The organism is Neogemmobacter tilapiae (assembly GCF_014652215.1).
Classification (GTDB): Bacteria; Pseudomonadota; Alphaproteobacteria; order Rhodobacterales; family Rhodobacteraceae; genus Neogemmobacter; species Neogemmobacter tilapiae.
Genome location: NZ_BMYJ01000014.1, coordinates 61,481 through 86,434, shown reverse-complemented (window position 1 = coordinate 86,434; position 24,954 = coordinate 61,481). Strand labels below are relative to the sequence as shown.

Genomic DNA, 24,954 nt, shown 5'->3' with positions numbered 1-24,954 from the left:
GTTGAAAAAAATGAATTCCCATGCAAGTATCTGAATAGAATCGGGCATTCGGGTCAATTGCCCGTGTTTTCGGAAACGGTTCCCAAGTCGGGCCACGATTGCGCCGCATTCTTGGGGGACTACTAATCGTAAGGCTGGTGTGGCATTGGGGAATGCCGCGTCCGGGCCGGAGTTGTGAGTGAAAGTTTGTGTGACGCTGGGTTAGAGCTGCCAGGAAATTTGGGGAATTCGGCTGCCGCCGCCATTGATCCTTGCCGTATCGCCCAGTGTGGCCCGATCGGTTTTTCACCTGCCTCTGCCTGGGGCCGGTCAAGGAACAGAGCTGAGATATGAAAGACGCAACAGAGAACACCGGCAACAGCGTGCAACGCCCCGCCAACGCACATCTGATGGCCATGGGCCATGAGGATCTGCGGCCGCTGACCGATGCCTTTACCGAAGCAAGGACAGCCCTGCGCCGGTTGTCTGAAAGCGACGATGCCCGTTATTCGAAACGGGCCGGCATTCTGATGCGTCAACTGGACATGTTTGAACCGAACGTCACGTTGGTCGGGCAGGTCAAGGCGGGCAAGACGGCCCTAACCAACGTGCTGGTCGGATCGCCGGGACTGCTGCCGTCGGACGTCAACCCTTGGACCACGGTGGTCACCGGGTTGCACCTGAATTCGCGCACCGCGCCGCGGGGCACGAAGTCAGAATTCAGCTTTTTCGATCATGATGAATGGAACCGTCTGGTGCAGACCGGCGGCCGCCTTGGTGAACTGGCCGAACGGGCCGGAACGGGCGATGAGGTGGAACGCATTCAGGCGCAGATCGTCAAGATGCGTGACCAATCCAAGGCGCGTCTGGGGGCCAGCTTTGAGCTGCTTTTGGGCAAGTCCCACAAATACGGCTATTACGACAATGCGCTGATTGAACGCTATGTCTGCATGGGGGAAACCGACGAAAACGGCATGCCCTTGGACAACAAGCAGGGCCGTTTCGCCGATATCACCAAATCGGCCGAGATTTTCATCGACATGCCGGAATATCCGGGCAGTATCTGCCTGCGCGACACGCCCGGCGTGAACGACACCTTCATGGTGCGCGAGCAGATCACCATCCGCAGCTTGCGTGGTTCGGAAATTTGTCTTGTGGTGCTTTCGGCGCACCAAGCGCTGAACACGACCGATATGGCGCTGGTGCGTCTGATCTCGAACTTTGAAAAGCGGCAGATCATTCTGTATGTGAACCGGATCGACGAACTGCCGAACCCTTCGATGCAGATCCCGGAAATCCGCGAAAGCATCATGGAAACGCTGCGTTCCAAGAATGCACCCTATGATGCCGAAATCGTCTTTGGTTCGGCAAAATGGGCGGAAACGGCGCTGACTGGCAGCCTGAATGAACTGTCGGAAGAAAGCCAGGCGGCCCTGTTCGACTGGGCCGAAGCGAACAACCATATCGCGCCGGAAGATCCGAACGCTTTCCTGTGGATGCTGTCGGGCGTGCCCGATCTGCAACGGGCGATCAACAAGCGCATTCTGGAAGGTTCAGGCAAGCGGTTGCTGGAAAACATCCGTTCGCGCGTGGCCAACCTGACGGCGGAAGTTGCCGCCGAACGCAATGCGCGTCAGGCCTTTGCAGTCACGGGCGAGGTGAAGATGTCGCCTGCGGAAATGCGGGCCGAGGTCGAGAAACTGGCGCAAGGCAGCATGTCCGAGCTGGACGGGGCGACCGAACGGTTGCGGGTTGATCTGCGGCAGCGGTTGGACAAGTTGCAGGGCAGTTTCCTGCGGCGGGCGACGGATGCGCTGATTGCGCATCTGGAGCGCAATGGTGAGCAAGACAGCTGGAACTATGATGCAACGGGGCTGCGGGTGCTGCTGCGTTCGGCCTATTTCCAGTTTGCGGCGCAAACCAAGAAAGAGGTGGCAGGGGTCTATGACAAATCGACCAATGCCATTTTGGACCTCTATACGCGCGCCCTGGGCGAGGAATTGCCGGGACTGAAGATCACGCCGCCGCCGATGGCCCAAGTGCCGCCGCCGGTGGTTGTGGGCAAGACCATCGCGCTGGATCTGGCCAGCAGCTGGTGGAAGAAATGGTGGGGGAAACGTCGGGGGATCGAAGCGATCGCTGCCGATTATGCGGGCCTGATCGAAGCCGAAGTGGCGGCGATCATCGACGAACTGGAAAAGACGCAGATCGCCGATATGTTCGGGTCCATCTCGTCGACCATGGTCGAATTCCTGAACGAACAGCGCGAAGCGTTGATGCGTCTGACGGAAGACGGGCCAGCGGCCAGCGAGATGCATAACTTCCAGGTTTCCAGCCACGCCACCGAAGAGGCATTGGGGGATGTGCTGACCGCGTTGGACCGCGTGGCAGCCTGAGCCTTCGGGCGAGACAGGACGGAGACCGAAGATGATGACGGCACCGAGACCGACGAAAACCGTTTCGGCGGATAAGATGGCACGCCTGCAAGCGTGGAATGACCGCAAGCCGGTCATTGCGATCATGGGCGAATTCAGCGCGGGGAAATCGACGCTGCTGAACATGCTGATCGGTCAGGCGATTCTGCCGACGCAGATCACGGCGACGAAACTGCCGCCGGTCTGGTTGCGGCACGGGAATGAAGCGCCTTATCGGGTCGACCGGAACAACGTGAAACATCCGATTGATCTGAACAATCTGGCGGGAATCCCGCTGAAAGACACGCGCTATATCCGGATCTATGTGGAATCCGAGGTGCTGGAGTCGTGCGATCTGCTGGATACGCCCGGTATTTCCGACCCGAACATTCCGATGACGATGTGGTTCAAGACGCTGGGCTATGCCAGTGCAGCGCTGTGGTGCACGCATGCGGGGCAGGCTTGGCGGGAAAGCGAACGGGGGGCCTGGGAATCGCTGCCAGAACGTTTGCGGCGGCATTCAATTCTGTTGGTGACGCGGGCCGACAAGATCACAAATGAAATCGACCGGATGAAAATCGACAACCGGTTACGGCGGGAAACCGACAGTCTGTTCGGGGCGCGGCTGTTCATCTCGTTGGTGAATGCGTTGCGGGCGCTGGAAGGTGAAGGCGACGCGGATATGTGGGCCGCTTCGGGTGCCGAGGCCTTTGTGGAAAACCTGGCGGGTGCAATTGCGGCGATCAATGAAGATCGGGTGCTGGCGATCCGTCGGTTCCGGTTGGACCCGAATGAACAGCCGCGTGTTGCGCCGCGCCGGATTCGGCCCGGTGATGCGCCAGCTGCGCCAGTGGTGCGTCAGACGGCAGAAATTGCGGCGCCTATGGGGGGCGGGGCAGATGTGGTGCCTTTGCGCCCGCGCGTGGTGGCGACGAATGACGCGCCGTCGGCGACAGAGCGTCCTGTTGTCGCGGATCTGGCGGCGGACCGATCGCTGCGCGGTGCCTTTCTGCGGGCGGAAACACCGTCGGCGGATCTGGTGGACCATGAGCCGGATGCTGATCTGGAGGCCGACTTTGTCGATGTCGATTCAGAGTTTGGCGAAGATGCCGCAAGTGCGGACTGGTCCGAGGCCGCGCTTGAGGTTGAAACGGTCGAGATGCCCGGAGCGGCGCAAACGGCACCTGATGCGGCCGTGATGGTCGATGCGGAACTGTTGGAGTTGACCGAAGAATACGGTCTTGATCTGGCGGATTTGACGGCGGATCAGGTCGAAGACGACGTGGAGGTGGAAGAGGCCCCGTTCGTTGCGGTGGAACCAGAGGTTATGGCGACGACCGTAACTGCTTTCGAGGAAGTCGTCACTTTCGAGGAACTGGGCGAGGAGACGGACGCCGAAGAGTTTGCGCCAGAGGAACTGGCGGCGGCGATGCCGACCGCTGTTTTTGCCGAAGCGCCCGAAGTCGTCGAAATGGAATGGGATGACGCCGATTTCGACGTTGCCAACCTTGATTCTCTTGACCCCGTGCCCGCGGAACCGGACATGGCAGAGGAACCTTCGGTTGAAACCAGCGCCGAGGAGACGATCAGTGCCGTGATGGCGCGCTTTGCTGCGCCAGACGTGGTGGTCGAGGCGGAAGAAAGCGATGACGACGAGGCCGAGGATCAGGACGATGGCCCTGTCACGGCCGCGGGGCTTTGGCGGTCTGTCCTTGCGGATCGGCCGGTTCAGACGGTCCAGGATCTGCTGGCGGCGATGGGTGATTTCGTCGAGCAATTGGATGCGGCGGGGTTCAAGCTGAACAGCGACGATGACCGGACCGAAGACAGTGCCGAGACGGGCAATAGTCTGCGTGCCTTGCGTGCCCAACGTCGCCAAGCGCGCCTGACACGGCAGCGGCGGGCCTGATCGGTCAAGAATCTTTGGGTGGCCCCGAAAGCAAATCTCGGGGCCATTGTCATTCAAAGGTCAAGCGCGGTGCGCCCTGCAACCAAAGTTGCTGCAATACGGCGAGGGCCGCGGACGGCTGGCAACAGATTGGCGACAATACTTGATAAATTTGGCAAAACTTGACTAAAGTCAGGCCAGTCGCGAAACATTCCCACGGAATGACCCAAATTATGTCGCTTTTCCGGCTTAGGTCAGGGTTGGGTTAACATGAGTGTTTCGGCCAGTTCCCGAAGGGGTGGCCAGAAAACACGAACGAAAGGAAGACAGATGTCGCTGGATCAAGCGCTGCAAGCAACGATGTCGACGGTGCCGGAATGCCTGGCTTCGGGCTATGTCGATATGGACACCGGCATGTTGCTGGGCGTTCAAACCGTTGATTCGCATCCGCAAGAGGTGTTGGACACCCTCGCTGCGGCGACAGCCGACCTGTTCCAAGGCCAAAGCGTCACGCAAATCGAGATGCTGTTCAAAAAAATCCGCGGGCAAGAAAAAGACGACCAGCACTATTTTCAGGAGATCCTCGTGTTCTCGGAACATTTCCTGCACGTTTTCATGCGGACCAAGAAATATCCGGGCCACGTCGTTTGTTTTGTCTGCCGCCGCAGCGCGAATCCAGGCATGGTCTTGACCAAAGCGCGGATGGGACTGGATTCTGTCACCGCCGCCGTCTGAGGAAACTTACCAAGACGCTGGGGCTCTGACTTGCCCCTGCGTCAGTCCAAGCCTATGTGAAACGGACAGAATAATCCGTCAGGAACAAAGAACCAATCATGCCGCTTGCCGATACCCTGATCGAAGTTCTTCAGCGCAGCCGTGACGGCGAAGTTTTCGCCGCGGGGGGCCTGCGCGATATCGACGAAGATCGGGCGATGGAACGGGCCGCGTCGATCTGTGCCGAGATCAACGAAACCATGCTGCCACGGCGCTTGACGTTTCGGGTGGGGAACGATTCGGAGTTGGTTGTTCACGCCGGGGGGCGGCGTCTGCTGAAAGTGGTGAAGGTTGAGCCCGCATCGCTGGTGAAGGGTGGGCCCGAGGTTTTCGCAACACGGGATGACAAGACACTTGCGCAGCAAAACAAGGGCATTGGTGAGCTGATCGGTGCTTTTGCAGCGCGAAATGGGGCTTTGACGGTGCTGTCAGCCCCGCCAGACACTTATTACGCGGCGGGCGCGATTGGGTTCATGCCCGACAAGTTGGAAGAGTTTGCCCGCGCGACGGCAGCGCAACTTTGGGTCCCGCCGCCACCCGCGGCCAAGGCTGCGGCCCCTGCCCCAGCTGGCGATGCCGCGAAAAAGCTGGATCCGACGGCAGCGATGAAGGCGCTGATCAAGGCAAAATCCGAAGCGGCGGCGCAGAAGCCCGTCGCTCCGGTCAAGCCGCCTTCGGCGCAACCCGCGACCGGTGAAGCACTTTTGCAGGCGTTTTTTGATCAAGTGGGCCCGCAAGTTGATTTCTGTGCCATCCTGAATGCGGGTGGCAATGTGGAATCCGTCAGCGGCAGTCTGGACGACAACGCCATTCTGAACCAAGCCGCGCAGATTGTGACCGACATGATGCGGTGGCGCGGACTGACCAAAGAGATCCTGTCGCCGACGCAATTGATCGTGATGCGCGCGGGGGGGATTCAGAACCAGTCGCTGGCCTATTTCGTCGACGCCTATGGTGTCGGAATGGCCGTGTTTTCCAATACCGACCTTTCGCGCGTCTTCCAACTTGCGAACAAGGTGTTGCGACCGAATGGGCCAGGCTGACGGGCGACGTCGCCTTGGAGTTGTGGGTGGTGGAGGCATGATCGTCAGGGACAGGCGAAAATGCCTCATAGTTTGAAAAATATTCTGGTTTTACAGCCAGAAACACACGATGGGCGCAATTAGGCGCTGATCGTAAAGCAGAATCAGGGTGGCTTGCACCTGATGGGAGTGGATTGATTCGATGAGTGAAGAGTGGGATGCCGTTTTCGAGATGCCCCCGCTGGGGGTTGATCTGGGCCGCCAACGTGCCCGGCTGCTGGCCGACATCGAACAATTGGCTGCTCTGTCAGGCGGAACGCTGACCAAACGCGCCTCGGCCATCCGAACCCGGGTGCGGAACACCTCGATCCGCGTTGGTGTGATTGGGCAGATCAAGGCTGGGAAATCCTCGACCATCAACGCTTTGACGCGGCGGGCAGGGCTTTTGCCGTCGGACGTGAACCCTTGGACAACCGTGGTGACGCGGCTGCACTTTGGTCACCCGACCGGCAAGAATTCGGGCGCGATCTTCCGCTTTTTCAACGATGCGGAATGGGATCGTCTGGCGAACCGCGGCGGGCGTCTGGGCGAGCTGACCGATGGTTTGCTGGAAGATTACAAGCGCGAAAAGCTGGGCGAACAGGTTGCGGCCATGCGGGCGCGGGCCGAATTGCGTCTGGGGACGAAGTTTGCGCATCTGCTGGGCAAGGCGCACCGTTTTGAACAGGTGACGCCGGAACTGCTGGCGCATTACGTGGCGGCGGGGGACGACCCTGAGGCGCGGATCGCCAGCCCGACCTCGGGCCGGTTTGCCGACATCACCCATTCGGCGGAGATCTTCTTTCCGCAGGAACCGTTCGGGTTCCCGCTGACGCTGATCGACACGCCCGGCGTGAATGACCCCTTGCTGATCCGGGAAGAAATCACCCAGCAAAGCATCGAAAACTCGGACCATTTCATCGTGATTCTGTCGGCGCACCAGTCGCTGTCGAAATCCGATGTGCGGCTGATCCGGTTGCTCAAGGCGCTGAACCGCGACCGTTTCGTGGTGTTCGTCAACCGTCTGGACGAAATCCGCAATCCGGCCGACAATATTGAGCCGGTCCGCCAGAAGGTGATTGAGAACCTGAAGCGCGAACTGGACGGCAAGGAAATCAGTGTGGTCGTGGGTTCGGCGGCTTGGGCGAACTTTGCCCTGACAGGCAACGAAGAATTGCTGGACCGCAATGCGCTGAACTCTTTTGTCAAGGCGCGCGGACTGACGGAACCAGCCAAGGCGCTGGACCCGACTCATCACATTGATGATCCGGCCCGGGCCGAGGCTTATCTGGCCTCGGGGATGCAAGAGCTGATGGAGGTCATGTCGGACATGGTCCAATACGGCCCGGCAGCCAAGGCGATGGAAGAGGCGCAGGCCGACCTGCTGGCGGTGGCGCGGCAAGCGGTGGAACGGTCGCAAATTCGTCTGACGCTGTTCGATGAAAGCGGTTCGGAGTTCCGGCCCTTGGCCAGTGCCCGTGAAGTCAAGGACATGGCGGAACTGGTGGCGACGGGTGCCAAGGATGCCCGGGCGGCGCTGTCGGCCACGGCGGAATCTGTCTTTGATCTGTCGGTTCGCGAAATGACCAAGTCGGTCGATGGTTTCATCGCAGAACAGACCGGTGTGTTGCAGGCAGCGCTGTCGCGGGCCAAGCGGGGCACGACGATCGGCTGCGATGTTGACCCCTTGCGGCGTGATCTGGAGTTCAAGTTCACCGACACGTTCAACCGGCTGCGCGAGCGGTTGGTGAACGAAGCGCGGGAATTTGAAGTGGCGATCCGCGACACACTGCCCGAAAAGATTCGGGACCGTATCGCTTCGGTCAAGTTCAGCACGACAGCGCTATCCGTTCTGGCCCCGCAGATGGATTCGCTTTACCGGACGGTTTCGGTGGAGTTGTCTGCGTCTTGGTTGAACCTGATCTTTGGTGGCTCGCCACAGAAGGTGAATCAGGCGTTGAAGTCGGTGCGCGAGCAATTCTTGCAAATGACCACCGACATGGTGGCCTCGTCGCGGGTGGGTGTGTTTGAAACCATCGAACGGGTGACAGAAGAATTCCGGGGCGATGCCGACGCCCAGTTGCATGAACTGGCCGGGATCACCGCTTCGGGCGATGAGTATTCGGAATTTGAGCTGCAAAAACGCAAAGCGTTGCGCGAACAGGTCAGAAGCGATCTGATTTCTGCCGAACGTCTGGTAGAATCCCTTGCGAACGCGCAACATGCGGCAAAACGGAAAAATGAAGCCGCATGACGACACCTTTGGAAACTGAACTTGTCACAACGGAACTGAATAAGTTCCTGTCCGACAGCACGACCGGCCATCTGGCCGAACAACCGGGCGTGGGAGAGGCGCGCGCGCAAGCCGAGGCGCTGGTCAAGCGCCTGGCCGCCCCGGTTCGATTGATGATCGCGGGGGAATTCAGCTCGGGCAAATCGACGCTGACCAACCTGCTGGTGGGCGAACAGTTGATCCCGACTGGAGTCTTGGCCAGCCCTCTGCCGCCGGTGGTTTTTCGCTATGGGACGACGCTGACGTCGCAGGCCTGCTGGTGGGATGGGCGCGACCCGCAAGTGTTTGATGGGGCTGATTTCAGCAATCTGATGGATATCGACCCCGATTACATCGTTCTGACGGCACCGAACCCGTTTCTGCGGAATGTCACGATCTTTGATACGCCCGGCACCTCGGACCCTGACCGGGAAGGTGAGGTTCTGGTCGAACTTTCGGGTCGGGCGGAAATGGTCATCTGGTGCACCAATGCGGTGCAGGCTTGGCGCGAAAGCGAACGGCATACATGGTTCCAATTGTCTCCGAATGTGCTGAAGCACGGGCTTTTGGCGGTGACGCATGTGGATTTGCCTTCGGTGAAGCAGGGTTATGCGCGGATTATGTCGCGCCTTGAGAAAGAGGCGGGTGACAATTTCCATGCGATCCTGCCGATCGACACGCCGACAGCGATTGACGCTGCCCCCAAAGGGGTGGTGAAGGATGCAAAATCTTGGGCTGACAGTGGTGGGCAGAAGCTGTTCGACGGGATTCACAAGGTCGCTGAAGACATCCGCCAGCCGGAAGTCGTGGCGGCACGGGAATTGATGGTCAAAACGATCCAGCCTTTGGTGGCCAAGGCGGCGGTGGCCGAACAGCGGGCGGCAACACCGCAGGTGGCGGCGGCCTATGCGGCAGCGGTTGAGGCGCCCGTGGACGCTGCCTTGGACGAGGCCGCACCGAAGAAGTCGTTGAACATGTTGAAAGCCGCAGTTGCTGCGGCGAACAAGACCGAGCTGCGTCCGGCCGGTGGCGATAAGCCCGCCAAGATCAATCCGCTGGCTGGTCTGGCCAAATTGAAGGGTCGGCCAACGCCTGAACTGGACGATGACAACGACCCCTTTGATGCTCCGTTGCCCGATGCGGCGACAACACCGACGCCCGTGGATCATGGCCCGGCCCCTGCTGCTCGGCTGCGGCAGAAAGCGCCGACGCATAGGCTGATCAGCGAGTGGCAAAAGAAAATCGACGCGTTGATCGCGCTGATCGCGGCCCACGACGACATCGAGGAAAGTGGATTTGCGCAGGCCGCCAGCGACACGGTGATGGAGGTGATCGATCAGATTTCTTCCGCGGATATCACCAAGCCCGATACGGAGTGGCTGTTTGGCCAATTCCAAGAGGCGCTGGATACAGTCATTCTGATGACTGCCGAGCCTGGCGAGGGCCCGCTTGAGGATTCTGCAATCCTTCTTTTGCAGCTTTCACGCGACTTGAGTCGATTGACCCAAAGCGTAAATTGATCAATCCGAACCGCCCCTTCTGGGGCGGTTTGCCTTTGCATGGGCCTGCTAGGGGCCTTGGCCACGCGGGGTTGGAATCGTGGTGTTCCAGACCTTTTCAGGACGAAAAAGCTATTGCGTTGGCTGGCTGCACGGTCGCAGGTTTTCTGCACCACAGCACGATCTGGGCACTAAAATTTCTTTTACATCGACCACCAGAATCATCGTAAGACTTTGATTTTAAATACACAACGCCCCATCTATCGACATCCCGCCGAAAGGCTCGGTCATAGTTTTGCTATAATCGGGCCAAAGAAACGCTGAACTCGGCTTCTATAACGTCAACATGCGCAATGTGATGCCGCAAGGGCAGCAGGCGAAAGGGAACTCCGATGTTTGACGCGATGCCGAACATTCTGGACATGATCGAAGATCAAATGCTGTCCGATGGCAGCCCCTTGAATGATGCTCTGGGGCATCTGTCGCAACTGGCCGCGGGCCGCGGGGCCTGCATGTGCCTTGAGCATCCTGATCTGGGTGTGACGGTTATTGCCGATGATGCCTGGCATCTGGATGGCGCGGCGACCTATCAAAAGCGGCAGAAACACACCGTGTTCAGCCTGCAAGGCCATGCGGGATTTGACACGATCTCCGTGCTGGTTGGCGTCGCAGACGAAGATGAGTTGCAGTCGATGCTGGGCGATTGCGCCATCGCCGCCGCGGCTGTGGATCTGGTGGCCAGCGTGGGCGCGGCCCGCGCCTTGGCTGGAATGCCGGTTCAGGCGCGTCTGGCGGCCTGAAGCCCTTAACCCTATCCCGGTGCCTGGCACCGCAAGACAAGTAGGAAGACTGGTCCGCAAGATGAATACAAGGGCAAGCCATCGTCAATCTGACGCGCAGGCCGCGGTCTTGTCACTGTGCCCCCAACCGTTGAAAAGTTTGCGGGCCGACATTGGTTCGCTAAATGCTGCGATGATCAGCGTGCAGCCGATGTTGGATTTGTCGTCCTTGCGCTTGGTGCGGCAGTTTCAGTCACAACTGACCGGCGCCGCCGTCAGCCTTGTGCTGTCTGGGACACCGGGCGCCGGCGTTTCGACCCTGTTGCAAGTGCTGGCAGGCCATTTGGGGCCCGTCCCTGTGCGCGTGACCTCGCCGCGCGCGCGCTTTCGCGAAGCGGTGACGGCGCAAGCCGGGCAAGGCATGGGGGCGGGGCTGTTGCCTGTGGCACTTGTTGATCTTGGGCGGACCCCTTCGCCCGAAGTTTTGGCGCAGCGGGCTGAATTGAACGCCGCACAAGAGCTTGAGGTGCAGCTGTTGGTTCTGTCGGCGGACCGGCTGAAAGGGGCCATTGACCTGTCGCTGGTCCGGTTGCTGCGGGCGCAGACGGCCCAGCCACTGGTTCTGTTCATCAACCGTGTGGACTGCCTGGAAAATCCGGCCAAAGACATTCCGGCCATTCGGGCACGGCTGGAGTCGGCCATCGAGCGGCACACCGGCGCGATGCGGCCGCAGATCGTTTTTGGCAGCCTTTCCTGGGCCGAAGCAGCCCTAAAGGACCGGCTGGCAGCCTTGGGGGAAGACAGCAAGGAAACGCTTTTGCAGTTGGCCGAAGTGGCCGATGTCGATGGCGATGATCATGCGCCCAGCTTTGTGTGGAAATTGTCGGGAATGCCGCAGTTGGTGGATGCTCTCGGCAAGGTGATGGCGGCAAGCCCCCTGCGGCGTATGGTGGGCAAAGTGCGGCGGCAGTTCCGCGCGATTCTGGACAACATCGGGCACGAGGGTGAGGATCGGACGGCTGAACAGATTGCCGCCTGCCAGTTGTCTGCTGATGAGGTGACCGAGCGCGCCGAAAAGCTGGGTCAGCGTCTGGCCAGTGAATTGAAGCGGCAAGCGCAACAGAATGCCGATCAGTTCCGTCAACGTCTTGCACGGCTGGGGCAGCAATTCATCGAAACCGCTGTTTCCGACCTGAACCGGCGGATCGACAAGGCGGAAGAGATCACCAATCTGGAAATCGACACGTTCCGCCTGCGTTTGCAGTTGCGGTCAGCTTGCTTGGGTTTCGCGCAGAATTGCCGTTCGCTGTCGGACCGCACCTTGCGGCGGGCGGCACGGGAATTCTCGCAGATCTCGCGCGAAGTTCTGGGTTCGGAAACCCGTATGGTGCAGGCCGAAAGCAATCTGGGAACCTTTATTTCCGTTCGCAGCGCCGAGGCGCGGGCGACGGGCCTTGATCTGGGGGCGGCGACCTGGTCGTGGAAACCGATGCCAGGGCAGAATCGGGCGACACTGCTGCGCGATTTCCGGGTGAAGTTGCAGGCCCGAGTGACGCTTTTGGCGCAAGACACGCTGGATCGGCAGACGGCGGCACCGATGGATGCGATGCGCGACCGGCTGACGGAATTTGTGGACGGACAAACGCGGATGCTGGTGGCTTTGGCCTCGACGCAAATTGTGCCGCGGGTGCGTGCCGCCGAAACGGGGGCGGCGATGCTGCAACCTTTTCCAGTGGAACCGAAAGACGAAGCGTAGCGAGTGAAAGGAAAGGTCATGGCGAATGAAGAGCTTTATGCAACACATGGGCCGCAGCGCGTGACAGCCGGGTCGGGCTTGCGGACCGCGCGACCGACGGCGGATGCGGCCACGCAGCAAATGCAGGCGCTGAAGGCCGAAATCGCGGCCAAGGCAGCGGCTGAGGCAAAGTTGCAAGCCGATCTGCGGGCCAGTCTTAGGGATGAGGTCAAGCCGAAGGGTGGGATATTGTCGCGGATCCTAGGCCGCTGATCTTTTTGATGACCCAATACAAAAGGCCCCGGCTCGCCGGGGCCTTTTGTATTGGGTTTGGCCAGTTCAGGCTGGGGCCACGCCGCGCAGCCGTTCGGACCGGCGGCGCAGGAGTTCGACACTGGCCAGCAGCAGAACCGAGATGATCACAAGGATCGTGGCCACCGACAGGATCGCGGGGCTGATCTGTTCGCGAATGCCGTTCCACATCTGGCGGGGAATGGTCTGCTGTTCGGGGCCCGCGATGAACAGGACGGTGACGACCTCATCAAACGAGGTGACAAAGGCGAACAGCGCGCCGGAAATGACGCCCGGCAAGATCAGCGGCAGGATCACCTTGAAGAAGGTGGTGCGGGGGTTGGCGCCAAGGCTGGCGGCGGCGCGGATCAAGGATTGGTCAAAGCCCGACAGAGTGGCGGTGACGGTGATGATGACAAAGGGAATACCCAAGATGGTATGGGCCAGAATGACGCCGGTGTAGGTCGAGGTGAGGCGGCCGCATTGCGCCGAAATGCCCACCCATTGCAGGATGCCGCAGGGGTTCGAATAGAAGAAGAACATGCCCGTGGCGGTGATGATGATCGGCACGATCATCGGGGAAATCAGGATCGCCATGATGACCTTGCGCCCCGGCATTTCCGGGCGCGACAAACCCAGCGCCGCCAAAGTGCCCAAGGCGGTGGCGAGGATGGTGGACCAGAAACCGATGATGACCGAGTTCTTGGCGGCCTTGAGCCAGGTGGAATTGGCCCACATATCGGCCCACCAGCCGCCATCCCGCACGGCATCGGGGGCCTTCATGCCAAAGGTCAGGAGGAGGTCATACCAGCGGGTCGAATAGCCGTCAGGGTCGAGCGCCAGCATTTTGTCGGTAAAGGTGAAATAGGGCTCGGCGTTGAAGGAGAGGGGGATGACGATCAGGATGGGGGCCATCAGGAAAACGAAGATCAGCACGCAAAGGACGCGGTAGGTCCAGGCCCAGGTGCGTTCCAGCGGCGAAGCATAGGTTGGAATGGCCATCGGATTACCCCAGTTTCAGCTTGTCGATGCCCACCAGCCGGTCATAGAGCCAGTAGAGGATCAGAACGGCGGCCAGCAGGATGGCCGACAAGGCGGCGGCAAGCGACCAGTTCAGCGTGTCGTTCATATGGTCGGCGATCATGTTGGAAATCAGCCGCCCGCTGGCCCCACCGACCAAGGCGGGGGTGATGTAATAGCCGACGGCCAGGATAAAGACGAGCAAGCCCCCTGCCCCGATGCCGGGCAAGGTTTGCGGCAGATAGACGCGGCGGAAGGCGGTCCAGCTGGTGGCCCCCAAAGAACGGGCGGCGCGGACATAGGATGGCTTGATGGTGCGCATGACGGAATAAAGCGGCAGGATCATAAAAGGCAGCAGGATATGCGTCATCGCAATGATCGTGCCAGTGGTGTTGTACATCATGGCCAGCCGCTGATCCTCGGTGATCAGGCCCAAGCCCACCAGTGAATCGTTCAGCACGCCCTGTTCCTGCAAAAGAACCATCCAAGCGGAGGTTCGGACCAGAAGCGAAGTCCAGAACGGCAGCAGCACCAAGATCATCAGTAGGTTCGACTTGGCCATCGGCAGCGTGGCCAAGAGATGGGCGACGGGAAAGGCCAGCAGCAGACAGACAAAGGTGATCAGCGCGGAAAGGCCAAAGGTGCGCAGGAAGAGTTTGATATAGATCTGGCGGTTTTCCTCGGCCTGCACGATGGAGCCATCGGCAGCACGGGTGCGGTCAAGGGCGGCCAGATAGAAATCGGCTGTCACCCCCGCCGTCGCGGCGCGCATCGCCTGCCAGAGTTTCGGGTCGCCCCAGCGGGCATCATCGGCCAGCAGCGATTCCTTGAACGGGGGTTCCAGCTTGCCCGCACCGCGGGCCCCCGATTTGAACAGCGACAGAGTGCCCGGCAGGTCATAGTTGATCCGGGTGCCTGCCGAGCCGCTGGCCTTGGTTTCTTGCAAATGCGCCAGATCGGCGACCAGTGCGGCATAGGCGGCCTCGTCCGGTTCGGTGCCCAAGGGGTTGGCATCGAACCAGCCCTTCAGGTTTTGCATGATCGGAGTCACCGCACCCGTGCCCCGGTCCGTGCTGGCGACGAATTCCGGATTATGGACCGAACGCGCCATCATGGCCCCGATGGGCAGCACAAAGGACAGCAGCGTAAAGATCAGCAGCGGCAGCACCAGAAACAGCGCCTTCCTGCGTGCCCGCGATTGCGCACGCGCCAGCGCGGCCTTGAGCGGGATGCCATCGGCGGTGGTCAGCATCTCGGCCATCAGCAGCTCTCCACCGGGCAGGGCGACAGCATTGCCTCAACCTGGGCCGCCGTTTCGGCATCCAGTTCGGGCAGCATCACCCGTGTCGTGTAGTTGCCCTTCATCAGCCCATCGGCATCATAAAAGGACCAGTCCGAGATTTCATCCATGGCGACGGTGACCGGGTCGCCTGCCTGCGCATCAAAGCCATTGGGTTCGTTGGCGTAATAGCCGTCCAACGTTTCGGCCTGAATGCTTTCCACCATCACCCAGATATGTTCATAGTTCTCTCCGCCGACATCGACGGCCTGTTTGACCAGAAAACCACCTTGCGACAGGTCAGCGCTGGCCGCGACATCCAGAAAATAGGGCAGGCTGTCCCGCGCCTCGGCAATGGCCGCATTCATTACCGGATCATCTGATCCGAAATCGACCATCGGATCGCCCGCCTGCACAGCGGAGGCGAAAAGGGAAATGGTCAGGGCAAGTGCAAAACGCATGAGACGGCCTTTGGTAAAAGAAAAGGCGCGGCGACCACGGCCGCCGCGCCGTCTGGATTATTGCGCGAGCCAAGCGTTGAAACGCTCGGTCAGTTCGGCATCCCGGTCCGCCCAGAATTCGAACGACGATGGCAGCGCATTGGTCATGTTTTCGGGCGAGGTGGGCATATGCGGGCCCATTTCCGTCTTGCCGTCGTTGAACAGACCGACCAGCGGGGCCGAGGACTTGCGCGCCGGGCCATAGCTGATCCAAGCGGCCTGGGCCGCCAGTTGTTCGGTCGAGGTGGCGAACTTCAGCCATTCCTTGGCTTCTTCGAGGTTCGGCGCGCCCTTCGGAATCACGAAGACGTCGTATTCATAGACCTGACCATCCCAGACCACTTGGAAGGGTTTGCCCTCGGTCACGGCGGCGGCAAAGATCCGGCCGTTGTAGGCCGTCGACATCGCCACTTCGCCATCGGCCAAAAGCTGCGGCGGTTGTGCGCCCGCTTCCCACCAGATCACGTCGCCCTTGATCGTATCGAGTTTTGCAAAGGCGCGGTCTACGCCTTCGGGCGTTTCCAGCGTGGCATAGACATCTGCGGCGGGCACGCCATCGGCCATCAGCGCCATTTCAAGGTTGGCTTTCGCGCCCTTGCGCATCCCGCGCTTGCCGGGGAATTTGGCCGTGTCGAAGAAGTCGGCCATCGTCTTGGGGCCTTCGGGGAACTTGGTCGTGTCATAGGCAAAGACAGTCGAGAAGACGATCGAGGCCACAGCACAATCGGTGATCGCGCCCGGCAGGAAGTCTTCGGTGGCAGGCGTGCCATCGGCCCCGGCAGGCAGCATGGCCGGATCGATGGTTTCGACCAGACCTTCGTCACAGAGGCGGATCGCGTCGGCATATTCCACATCGGCGATATCGACGGTGACGTTGCCGGCCTCGACCATCGCCTTGATCGGCGTGGCGGGGTTGTCCACCGCCATCATCGTCACGTTCTTGCCGGTGGCTGCGGTGTAGGGCTTGTTATAGCCCTCGACCTGGCTGGTTTCATAGGAACCGCCCCAAGACATCACGGTGATGTCCGCTTGGGCGGCAAGGCCGAACGACGTCAGCGCCGTCGACAGGACCAGAAGTTTCTTCATTTGAGCAGTCTCCCCTGCTGGTTAGTTATTTTTGTCGTCTTCAAACTGGATCCAGCGCCCGCGCATCCTGCGGATGCCAGCCCACCTTGATCTTTTGCCCTGCGTCCAGCCGGGTCTGCCCCAGCGTGTTGCGCATTTTCATCACGAAATCCTCGGTCCCCGCGACCTTCAGCCGCGCCCGCAGGATGTCACCCATATAGATCACCTCCAGCACTTCGGCGTCGATCATATGCGCGCCTTGCGGCATCATCTCGGGCTTGAATTCCACCCGTTCGGGCCGCACGGAAACCAAGGTCGCCTGACCCTTGGCGGTCACGTTGACGGGTGTTGCATCAATCACCTCGCCCGTCGCCAGCCGGACCAGTGCCTTGCCGCCTGACAGTTCCTCGATGGTGCCGGGCAGTTTGTTGTTCTCGCCAATGAACTGGGCGACAAAGGAATTGTCGGGCCGTTCATAAAGGTCGGCGGGCGGGGCAAGCTGCTGGATTTTGCCGTCGTTGAAGACGGCGATCCGGTCGGACATGGTCAGCGCCTCACCCTGATCATGGGTGACATAGACGACGGTGATGCCCAGACGTTCGTGCAGATGCTTGATTTCAAATTGCATATGTTCGCGCAGTTGCTTGTCGAGCGCGCCCAGGGGTTCGTCCATCAGCACCAATTCGGGATCGAACACCAAGGCGCGCGCCAAGGCGATGCGCTGCTGCTGACCGCCCGAAAGCTGCGCCGGGCGGCGATGGGCAAAGGCCCCCATCTGTACCATATCCAAGGCCCGCTTGATGCGGCTTTCGCGTTCGTCCTTGCCCATGCCCCGCACTTCCAGCGGGAAGGCGAGGTTTTCGCCCACCGTCATATGGGGAAAGAGCGCATAGTTCTGAAACACCATGCCAATCCCGCGCTTGTGCGGTGGCACCTGATTGATCGGCCGCCCGGCCAGCCGGATCTCGCCATGCGTCGCCGTTTCAAACCCGGCCAGCATCATCAGACAGGTGGTTTTGCCCGAGCCGGAAGGCCCCAGCATGGTCAGGAATTCACCCTTTGCAATCGACAGGTTCAGGTCTTTGACGACCAGTGAAACGCCGTCATAGCTTTTCTGCACATGTTCAAATGCGACGAAAGCGTCGCTTTGGGCCCCATCAGCCACACCATATCTCCCCTGACGCCGGGCGCTTTGCGCCTCTAGTTGGGATCGAGTAAAGCGGGTTGGTTCCCACAATGCAACGACCTTGTAACAGGGCTCAGGCTGAACCCGGAAACGCCCGGATAGCGGGCATTTTACGACAGGCTTTGCCGCTTTTGCGGCGAATGCTGCATTTGCACAATCATTGTCGATGGGGGGTGGGTGGTGCGGATAAAAGGACTCGAACCTTCACGGGAGTTACCCCACAGCGACCTCAACGCTGCGCGTCTACCAATTCCGCCATATCCGCACACTTTGGTCTTGGTGGCGGCTGTTTAGCGAAGCCTTGGGCCAAAGAAAAGGGGGATTATGCGTGTGGCGCGTGGCTTTGCGGGATAGGCAGGCGATAGGCGACCAAGGCCAGAATCACACCGCAGACCACGGCGATGCTGAGGCCGATTTCGGGGTTTTCGGGGAAAAGTGCCGTGCTGATGCGCCGCCCCGGCAGCAGGGTCAGGACCGAGGCGAGAATCAAGGCCTGCACATAAAGCCCGCGCATGGCCTGCGCATGGCCCCGGCGGTCGCCGCGACGAATGGCGCGGATGCCTGTGAACAGGCCCCAAAAGGTGAGGATCGACAAGGCATGAATGGGCGAGAAAGGGCCAATGATGGGGTTGTCATGGATGAACAGTGACGACAGCGCCAAAGCGAACATGGACGCGGCCCATGTGCGGCCGATCAACTTATGCCAGCGGTCTCGCCGCCTGCGGAACAGGGCCACCGGTCCCAGGATCAGGGCAGGCAGGGCCGACAGGATGTGCAGTTGCACGGCCAGAGGCGCGTCGATCATCGGCAGAGGGTTCATCGCATCTCTCTTTTTGGTGGGATGGCTTTCTGCTAACCCAAGGGGCGAAAAAGCGGCGAGGGTCGCTTCGCAGGCAGGGGGCCAAACTTCGTGGGCGACAGGGACGCGTCATTCACGCTGCGCGAATTGCGGGATCATCTGGTGCAGACCAAGGTGGTCGTGGCGCTTTTGGGCATTGCCGTGGTGCTGACGGTTTCCGGCCCGTTCAACACGCTGGACAATCTGGCCACCCTGCCCCGCGCGATCTATTGGACGCTGGTCGCAGTGCTGTCCTATATCACTGGCGCGCTGGTCAGCATGCAGGTGAACCCGCGTTTGGCACATCTGGCCCTGCTGTGGCGGGTGCTGTTGTCGAGCGCGGTGGTTTGCCTTGGGGTGACGGTAACGCTTTTCCTGATCAATGCAGGATTTGGTCAATTCGCCGAGACTTGGAGCCAGTTTCTGCGGGGGATAGGTTCGGTTTTCATCATCTGCGTCGCGATTGCCTTGGCAGATGAGTTTCAGGCGAAACCGGAAAGCACGCTTCCCGAGGCCCCAGAAAAGCCCAACCTGCTGGACCGTCTGCCGCTGGAAAAACGCGGCGTGCTGATCTGCCTGTCGGTGCAGGATCACTATGTTGATGTCGTCACCTCCAAAGGACGCGAGATGCTTTTGCTGCGGCTGTCGGATGCGATCCGCGAGACGGGCGCTGCGGGGCTGCAAGTGCATCGTTCGCATTGGGTGGCGCGCGATCAGGTGCGGGCGGCGCGGCGGCAGGGGGATGGCGCAGTGCTGACGATGGCGAATGGGCTGGAGATTCCGGTGAGCCGAACTTATCTGCCACAGGTCAGGGCCGCGGGCCTGCTGCCGGTGAAAGGCACCCAAAATGGTTGAAATCACCCATCTGCCGGGGCTGGCCCCCTATGCCGAAACCCTGGCCGCGATGGAGGCCCGCGCGGGCGCGATCGCGGCAGGCACGGCCGAGGAGGCGCTTTGGTTTCTGGAGCATCCGGCGCTTTACACCGCTGGCACCTCGGCCCAGCCTGAGGATTTGGTCGATGCCCGTTTCCCGGTTCATGTGGCGGGGCGCGGCGGGCAATACACCTATCACGGGCCGGGGCAGCGCGTGGTTTACGCCATGCTGGACCTGAACAAGCGGGGCCGCGATGTGCGGCAATTCGTCTGCAATCTGGAAAACTGGGTGATGGCGACCTTGGCCGAGTTCAACGTGAAAGGCGAACGCCGCACGGGACGTGTGGGGGTCTGGGTGGTCAGGCCGGAACGGCAGGGGCTGGATGGCAAACCTGCGGAAGACAAGATCGCGGCGATTGGCGTGAAGCTGCGGCGCTGGGTCAGCTTTCACGGCATTTCGATCAATCTGGAACCCGACCTGAGCCATTTTGATGGCATCGTCCCCTGCGGCATCCGCGATCATGGGGTCACCAGCCTTGTCGATCTGGGTCTGCCCGTCACAATGGCCGATCTGGACGCGGCGCTTCTGGCGACCTTTCCTAGGTTCTTTCCATAGGCCGGGGCGTATGTTCGTGGCAAAGTTCCGCGCCATCCTGCATTGACAGCGGCAGGTGCAAAAGGTTGCACCATCCCGCCCCTTCCGCGCGCGCGGTATGATGGCGGCAGGTGCGGCAAGCGCCGAAACTGCGCCCGCCCCTTTGCAGCAGCAATTCCTTAAGCAGCAGATCCAAAGCCCCGCCCAGTGCCGCAGCCTCGCCCGCAGGCAAGGCGTCGAGTGCGGCATCAAAGGCGCTGCGGTCCTGAATGCGGGCTTGGCCTAGGGGAGTCAGCCGATAGGTCAGACTGCGCCGATCGGTGGCCGAGGCTTGGCTTTCCAGCAATCCCTTGCGTTCTAGGGCCAGCAGCGTTTGCGATACCGTGCCCCGCGTCGCGCCCATGTAGTCGGCGACATGGGCCGGGGCGCGGGAAAAACGGTTGGCGCGCGACAGATAGGACAAAGCCGTCATCTGCGCCGGGTTCAAGTCACGATCCCAATCCTCGGCCTGCACCAACCGGGCCAGCCGGTCGATCAGGGCGCGCAAAGTGGTGGGATCTGAACCTGCCATGAATCATTGATAGCGAGTCGCTATTTCCATTGCAAATGGTTTTGCGATCCATATAGTAGCGACTCGCTATCATATGAGAGGAAGACAACCATGACGACCAAACCCCTTCTTGCCCTTCTGGTGCTGACCGCCCCCGCCTTGGCCCATGACCACGATCCTGCCGTGACCCAACCGGGTGCCGTGCTTTCCCCCGCCGATGCCAGCAAAACCCCGGCCTTTGACATTCTGGCCAGCCATGCCCATCGGTCTGGCGATCAGGTGACCTTTCACATGACCTTGGCGGGTGACGCTGGCGCAGAACGCCCTGCCCCGGTGGGCGATCTGAAAGCGGCGCCGGTCTGGTCTTATGTCTGGCCCACCAGCCTTGACCCGGCCACGGTCGGCTTTGAAACCAAAAGCGGCATTCTGGCGCTGGCGGCCACGATCCACCCCGATTTCGACGACACGCCGCTGTATGATGAAACCGGCGATGGCGATGCGGCCAATGATGGCGATGTCTGGCACAGCCATTGGGTGGTTCTGACCCCGAATGACGAATGCGGTCCGGGGGCGCTGTCGGTGCGCGACATTCCCGAAGGCGAAAAGCCCTCCCTGCCCGCGACCTGGCCCGGATTGCCCTTGTTCATCGACAGCCCCGACTACAAACCCAGCTTTGACGGGCCGGAAATCAGCCTGACGGTGGATCTGCCCGCCAGCGTTGGGACGGAAATCGCCTATGACGGCGTCACCTCCGCCCTGCGCGTCAACGCGAACCTGCACGCACCCCTGCTTTGCGTGACGGATGTCTGGGATGTTGCTTCGGGCGATCTGTCCCTGCCCGGCAAGGTGGCGGAATAGGGCCCGTGCCGAATCAAAGCTTGGCCTATGGCAAGCGGCCAATCTCGGATCGGGGCCAAGCAAGGCCCCGATTGTTATCGCAAACCCTCCCCTCGGGGGGCTTTTCACCGGGCTTTTTGCGCAAGTTCTGCATCTCGGTCATTGCCCAAGGCGCAGGCTGCGCGTAAACGGTTGCCATCCGCCTATCGCGGCCTAACTGGCTGGATGGGATCGAACAGGTAGCAAGCGAGGAACGCCTATGGCTGACGCCGCCATCCATGGCCACCATGATGACCATCATGACACGCGGGGCTTTTTCACCCGCTGGTTCATGTCAACGAACCACAAGGACATCGGGATTCTGTATCTTTTTACAGGCGGGCTTGTCGGCCTGATCTCGGTCATCTTCACCGTCTATATGCGGATGGAGCTGATGGAGCCGGGCGTTCAATACATGTGCCAGGAAGGCATGCGCCTGACCGCTGCGGCGACCAGTGAATGCACGCCGAACGGCCATCTTTGGAACGTGACGGTCACCGCCCACGGCATCCTGATGATGTTCTTCGTGGTCATTCCCGCCCTGTTCGGCGGTTTCGGCAACTATTTCATGCCGTTGCACATTGGTGCGCCGGACATGGCCTTTCCCCGGATGAACAACCTGTCCTATTGGCTGTATGTTGCAGGCACTTCGCTGGCTGTGGCCAGCCTGTTTGCGCCGGGCGGTGGGGGTCAGCTGGGCTCGGGCGCGGGCGTGGGCTGGGTTCTGTATCCGCCGCTGTCGACGACGGCCGAGGGCGGCTATGCGATGGATCTGGCGATCTTTGCCGTCCACTTGTCGGGGGCTTCGTCCATTCTTGGGGCGATCAACATCATCACCACCTTCCTGAACATGCGCGCCCCGGGGATGACCCTGCACAAGGTGCCGCTGTTCGCTTGGTCGATCTTTGTGACCGCCTGGCTGGTTCTGCTGGCGCTGCCGGTGCTGGCGGGTGCCATCACCATGCTGCTGACGGACCGGAACTTTGGCACCACCTTCTTCACCCCTTCGGGTGGCGGTGACCCGGTTCTTTACCAGCATATCCTGTGGTTCTTTGGCCACCCAGAAGTGTATATCATCATCGTGCCGGCCTTTGGCATCATCAGCCATGTCATTGCGACCTTCAGCCGCAAGCCGATCTTTGGCTATCTGCCGATGGTCTATGCGATGGTGGCCATCGGCGTTCTGGGCTTTGTCGTCTGGGCGCACCACATGTACACCGCCGGGATGAGCCTGACGCAACAGGCCTATTTCATGACCGCCACGATGGTCATCGCCGTGCCGACCGGGGTCAAGGTCTTCTCTTGGATTGCCACCATGTGGGGCGGTTCCATTGACTTCAAGACGCCGATGCTCTGGGCCTTTGGCTTCCTGTTCCTGTTCACCCTTGGTGGCGTGACGGGGATTGTGCTGAGCCAAGCCCCCATCGACCGGGCCTATCATGACACCTATTACGTCGTCGCGCACTTCCACTATGTGATGTCGCTGGGTGCCGTATTCGGGATCTTTGCCGGGATCTATTTCTGGATCGGCAAGATGTCGGGGCGTCAGTATCCGGAATGGGCGGGCAAGCTGCACTTCTGGATGATGTTCATCGGCGCGAACCTGACCTTCTTCCCGCAGCACTTCTTGGGCCGTCAGGGCATGCCGCGGCGTTACATCGACTATCCGGTGGATTTCGCCTATTGGAACTGGTTCTCGTCGATGGGTGCCTTCCTGTCGTTCGCGTCCTTCGTCTTCTTCATCGGCATCGTGTTCTACACGCTGTTCTTTGGTCGCCGCGTGACCGAGGCGAACTATTGGAACGAATACGCCGATACGCTGGAATGGACCCTGCCCAGCCCGCCGCCCGAACATACGTTCGAGCAGCTTCCCAAACGGGAAGACTGGGATAAGGGCCACGCCCACTAAGATCGAAACAAAGCGGCCCCAAGATCACTCTTGGGGCCGTTTGCATTGGAATGCGCGATGGCCTTTACCCTGATCCTGTGCACGACGCCCCGTGTGGGCAGCACGTTGCTTTGTTCACTGCTGGCGTCGTCGGGTGTCTGCGGCCAACCGGAATCCTGGTATCGCGCCGAGGATCGGGCGTATTATGCGCGAAAATGGGGGTTGGCCGCGAACCATGGCGCGGGCGACTATCTGGCGTCTGTCCGCAAGGCCGGGATGACCCCCAACGGCGTCGGGGCGTTGCGCATTCAGGCCCCCACCCTTACGCCTTTGCTTGCAGAATTGCAGGGCATGTTCCCACAGGTTCAGGGTGATGCCGCGCTGTTCAACCGGGCCTTTGGCCCTTGCCGCTATGTTTACATCCACCGTCAGGACGCATTGGCCCAAGCCATTTCGCGGCTGAAGGCGGAACAGACGCAGGTTTGGCACAGGGATGGGAGCGCGGCCAAGGCGGTGCAGGAACCGCAATACGACGCCGACCGCATCCGCACCTTCATGGCCGAGGCGGCGGCGGGGAATGCGCAGTGGCTAGACTGGTTTCACAGCAACGGCATCACGCCCGAGACGCTGATCTATGAGGCGTTTTCGGCTGATCCGGCGGAAACGGTGCGCCAGTTGTTGCACAATATGGATTTGCTGGACCCAGCGCTGCCAATCCTTGCGCCCAATCAGCGGATGGCGAATGCCGAAAGCGCCGCATGGGCGAAGCGGTTCCGGCAGGAAACCGGGTGGGAGGGGTAAGCCATGCCCTACCAGTGGACCACACCCCAGCATCTGCGCCTTTGGCCGCATCGCGCGTTAAAGCCGCAGGGCTTTGTCGTTTTTGTCGGGGGAACCGCTGCGCTGATGGCCCTGCCACTGCTGTCGCTGATCGGCCTTGGCGCGATGTGGGTGATGCTGGGGTTTCTGGGTCTGGCGCTGGCCGCAATGTGGTTTGCCCTGCGCATCAGCTGGCAGCGTGGCGTGATCGTCGAAGACCTGTCCCTTGGCACCGAACAGATGACCCTTATCCGGCGCGGGCCGGGCGACTTTTATAGGGAATGGCAGGCCAACCGCTATTGGGTGCGGCCCGTGCTGCACCCCACGCAAGGACCCGTGCCGCAATATCTGACCCTGCAAGGCGGCCCGCGCGAGGTGGAACTCGGCCGCTTCCTGTCCGAAGGCGAACGTGTCGCACTGCACGCCGAATTGCAGGCAGCCCTACGCCGCTAGGCCCCGCGCGGCCCCCAAAGGATCACGGCGGCCCCCGCCAGACACAGACCCGCGCCGATCAGATCCCAGCGGTCCGGCAAGCGCCCCTCGACCGCCCAAAGCCAAGCCAGAGACGCGGCCACATAAACCCCGCCATAAGCCGCAAAGGTGCGTCCGGCAGCATCACTCTCCGAAAGGGCCAGCAAGCCCGCAAAGACAGCCAAAGCCGCCAAGCCGGGGATCAGCCACAGGGGTGAGGCCCCCAGCCGCCAAACCGCCCAGACAGCAAAGCATCCGGCAATTTCGGCCAAGGCGGCAAGGGGAAAGATCACGAGGTTCAA

23 protein-coding genes and 1 tRNA gene are annotated in these 24,954 nt (G+C 60.7%); 15 read left to right on the top strand and 9 right to left on the bottom strand.

Annotated features, from left to right (window positions below; translation table 11 throughout):
- Window positions 1–329 precede the first annotated feature (329 nt).
- From IE095_RS17425 to IE095_RS17385, 9 genes are all read left to right on the top strand, one after another.
- Window positions 330–2,375 carry a dynamin family protein gene (locus IE095_RS17425; protein ID WP_189413414.1) on the top strand — a complete coding sequence of 682 codons (2,046 nt, stop codon included), beginning with the start codon at window positions 330–332 and terminating at the stop codon, window positions 2,373–2,375.
- Window positions 2,376–2,406: 31 nt separating this feature from the next.
- Window positions 2,407–4,302, top strand: a complete 1,896-nt coding sequence (locus IE095_RS17420; protein WP_189413413.1) for a dynamin family protein — start codon at window positions 2,407–2,409, stop codon at window positions 4,300–4,302.
- Window positions 4,303–4,611: 309 nt separating this feature from the next.
- A complete protein-coding gene (locus IE095_RS17415; protein WP_189413412.1) occupies window positions 4,612–5,016 on the top strand; it encodes a hypothetical protein in 405 nt (134 codons plus the stop codon).
- Between the two features lie 98 nt (window positions 5,017–5,114).
- Complete coding sequence (locus tag IE095_RS17410; protein WP_189413411.1) at window positions 5,115–6,098, top strand: hypothetical protein; 984 nt, start codon at window positions 5,115–5,117, stop codon at window positions 6,096–6,098.
- A 181-nt stretch (window positions 6,099–6,279) separates the two neighbouring features.
- Window positions 6,280–8,370, top strand: coding sequence for a dynamin family protein (locus IE095_RS17405; protein WP_189413409.1), 2,091 nt, complete (start codon window positions 6,280–6,282; stop codon window positions 8,368–8,370).
- Window positions 8,367–9,908 carry a dynamin family protein gene (locus IE095_RS17400; RefSeq protein WP_189413407.1) on the top strand — a complete coding sequence of 514 codons (1,542 nt, stop codon included), beginning with the start codon at window positions 8,367–8,369 and terminating at the stop codon, window positions 9,906–9,908. Before IE095_RS17405 ends, IE095_RS17400 begins: the two co-directional genes overlap by 4 nt.
- Window positions 9,909–10,279: 371 nt before the next feature.
- Window positions 10,280–10,687, top strand: a complete 408-nt coding sequence (locus IE095_RS17395; protein WP_189413405.1) for a hypothetical protein — start codon at window positions 10,280–10,282, stop codon at window positions 10,685–10,687.
- Between the two features lie 172 nt (window positions 10,688–10,859).
- Window positions 10,860–12,422, top strand: coding sequence for a P-loop NTPase family protein (locus IE095_RS17390; RefSeq protein ID WP_189413403.1), 1,563 nt, complete (start codon window positions 10,860–10,862; stop codon window positions 12,420–12,422).
- Window positions 12,423–12,440: 18 nt separating this feature from the next.
- On the top strand, window positions 12,441–12,674 hold the full coding sequence (locus IE095_RS17385) for a hypothetical protein (protein WP_189413401.1): 234 nt from the start codon (window positions 12,441–12,443) through the stop codon (window positions 12,672–12,674).
- Between the two features lie 66 nt (window positions 12,675–12,740).
- Here the strand turns inward: IE095_RS17385 and IE095_RS17380 are convergent, their stop codons facing one another.
- The 7 genes from IE095_RS17380 to IE095_RS17350 all read right to left on the bottom strand — a co-directional run bounded on the left by IE095_RS17380 (window position 12,741) and on the right by IE095_RS17350 (window position 18,562).
- Window positions 12,741–13,694 (bottom strand): ABC transporter permease, encoded by a 954-nt coding sequence (locus tag IE095_RS17380; RefSeq protein WP_189413399.1) that lies wholly within the window; start codon window positions 13,692–13,694, stop codon window positions 12,741–12,743.
- 4 nt (window positions 13,695–13,698) lie between these two features.
- Window positions 13,699–14,973, bottom strand: a complete 1,275-nt coding sequence (locus IE095_RS17375) for an ABC transporter permease (RefSeq protein WP_229804903.1) — start codon at window positions 14,971–14,973, stop codon at window positions 13,699–13,701.
- A complete protein-coding gene (locus tag IE095_RS17370; protein ID WP_189413397.1) occupies window positions 14,973–15,452 on the bottom strand; it encodes a YegJ family protein in 480 nt (159 codons plus the stop codon). The genes IE095_RS17375 and IE095_RS17370 overlap by 1 nt, the downstream gene beginning before the upstream one ends.
- Window positions 15,453–15,509: 57 nt before the next feature.
- Window positions 15,510–16,577 (bottom strand): ABC transporter substrate-binding protein, encoded by a 1,068-nt coding sequence (locus IE095_RS17365; protein WP_189413395.1) that lies wholly within the window; start codon window positions 16,575–16,577, stop codon window positions 15,510–15,512.
- 40 nt (window positions 16,578–16,617) lie between these two features.
- Window positions 16,618–17,721: an ABC transporter ATP-binding protein gene (locus tag IE095_RS17360; RefSeq protein WP_189413393.1), complete on the bottom strand. Its 1,104-nt coding sequence runs from the start codon at window positions 17,719–17,721 to the stop codon at window positions 16,618–16,620.
- A gap of 199 nt (window positions 17,722–17,920) precedes the next feature.
- Window positions 17,921–18,007: transfer RNA gene (locus IE095_RS17355), tRNA-Leu, on the bottom strand.
- 57 nt (window positions 18,008–18,064) lie between these two features.
- Entirely contained in the window at window positions 18,065–18,562 is a 498-nt protein-coding gene (locus tag IE095_RS17350; RefSeq protein WP_189413391.1) for a DUF2306 domain-containing protein, read from the bottom strand.
- 90 nt (window positions 18,563–18,652) lie between these two features.
- Here IE095_RS17350 and IE095_RS17345 point away from each other — a divergent pair, with 90 nt between their 5' ends.
- Both IE095_RS17345 and lipB read left to right on the top strand, forming a co-directional pair.
- Window positions 18,653–19,435 carry a LytTR family DNA-binding domain-containing protein gene (locus IE095_RS17345; RefSeq protein ID WP_189413389.1) on the top strand — a complete coding sequence of 261 codons (783 nt, stop codon included), beginning with the start codon at window positions 18,653–18,655 and terminating at the stop codon, window positions 19,433–19,435.
- Window positions 19,428–20,069, top strand: a complete 642-nt coding sequence (gene lipB / locus IE095_RS17340) for a lipoyl(octanoyl) transferase LipB (protein WP_189413388.1) — start codon at window positions 19,428–19,430, stop codon at window positions 20,067–20,069. The genes IE095_RS17345 and lipB overlap by 8 nt, the downstream gene beginning before the upstream one ends.
- Here lipB and IE095_RS17335 read toward each other — a convergent pair.
- The gene (locus IE095_RS17335; protein ID WP_189413386.1) at window positions 20,053–20,619 is read right to left on the bottom strand and encodes a MarR family winged helix-turn-helix transcriptional regulator; all 567 of its coding nucleotides are present in this window, start codon (window positions 20,617–20,619) and stop codon (window positions 20,053–20,055) included. The two genes, lipB and IE095_RS17335, sit on opposite strands and share 17 nt — an antisense overlap.
- Window positions 20,620–20,709: 90 nt before the next feature.
- Here IE095_RS17335 and IE095_RS17330 point away from each other — a divergent pair, with 90 nt between their 5' ends.
- The 4 genes from IE095_RS17330 (at window position 20,710) to IE095_RS17315 (ending at window position 24,634) form a co-directional block, all read left to right on the top strand.
- On the top strand, window positions 20,710–21,456 hold the full coding sequence (locus IE095_RS17330) for a hypothetical protein (protein WP_189413384.1): 747 nt from the start codon (window positions 20,710–20,712) through the stop codon (window positions 21,454–21,456).
- A gap of 238 nt (window positions 21,457–21,694) precedes the next feature.
- Entirely contained in the window at window positions 21,695–23,383 is a 1,689-nt protein-coding gene (gene ctaD / locus IE095_RS17325) for a cytochrome c oxidase subunit I (protein ID WP_189413382.1), read from the top strand.
- Window positions 23,384–23,440: 57 nt separating this feature from the next.
- The gene (locus tag IE095_RS17320) at window positions 23,441–24,163 is read left to right on the top strand and encodes a Stf0 family sulfotransferase (RefSeq protein WP_189413380.1); all 723 of its coding nucleotides are present in this window, start codon (window positions 23,441–23,443) and stop codon (window positions 24,161–24,163) included.
- Window positions 24,164–24,166: 3 nt separating this feature from the next.
- Window positions 24,167–24,634, top strand: a complete 468-nt coding sequence (locus tag IE095_RS17315) for a DUF2244 domain-containing protein (protein WP_189413379.1) — start codon at window positions 24,167–24,169, stop codon at window positions 24,632–24,634.
- Here IE095_RS17315 and IE095_RS17310 read toward each other — a convergent pair.
- On the bottom strand, window positions 24,631–24,954 hold the full coding sequence (locus tag IE095_RS17310; protein ID WP_373295421.1) for a YnfA family protein: 324 nt from the start codon (window positions 24,952–24,954) through the stop codon (window positions 24,631–24,633). The two genes, IE095_RS17315 and IE095_RS17310, sit on opposite strands and share 4 nt — an antisense overlap.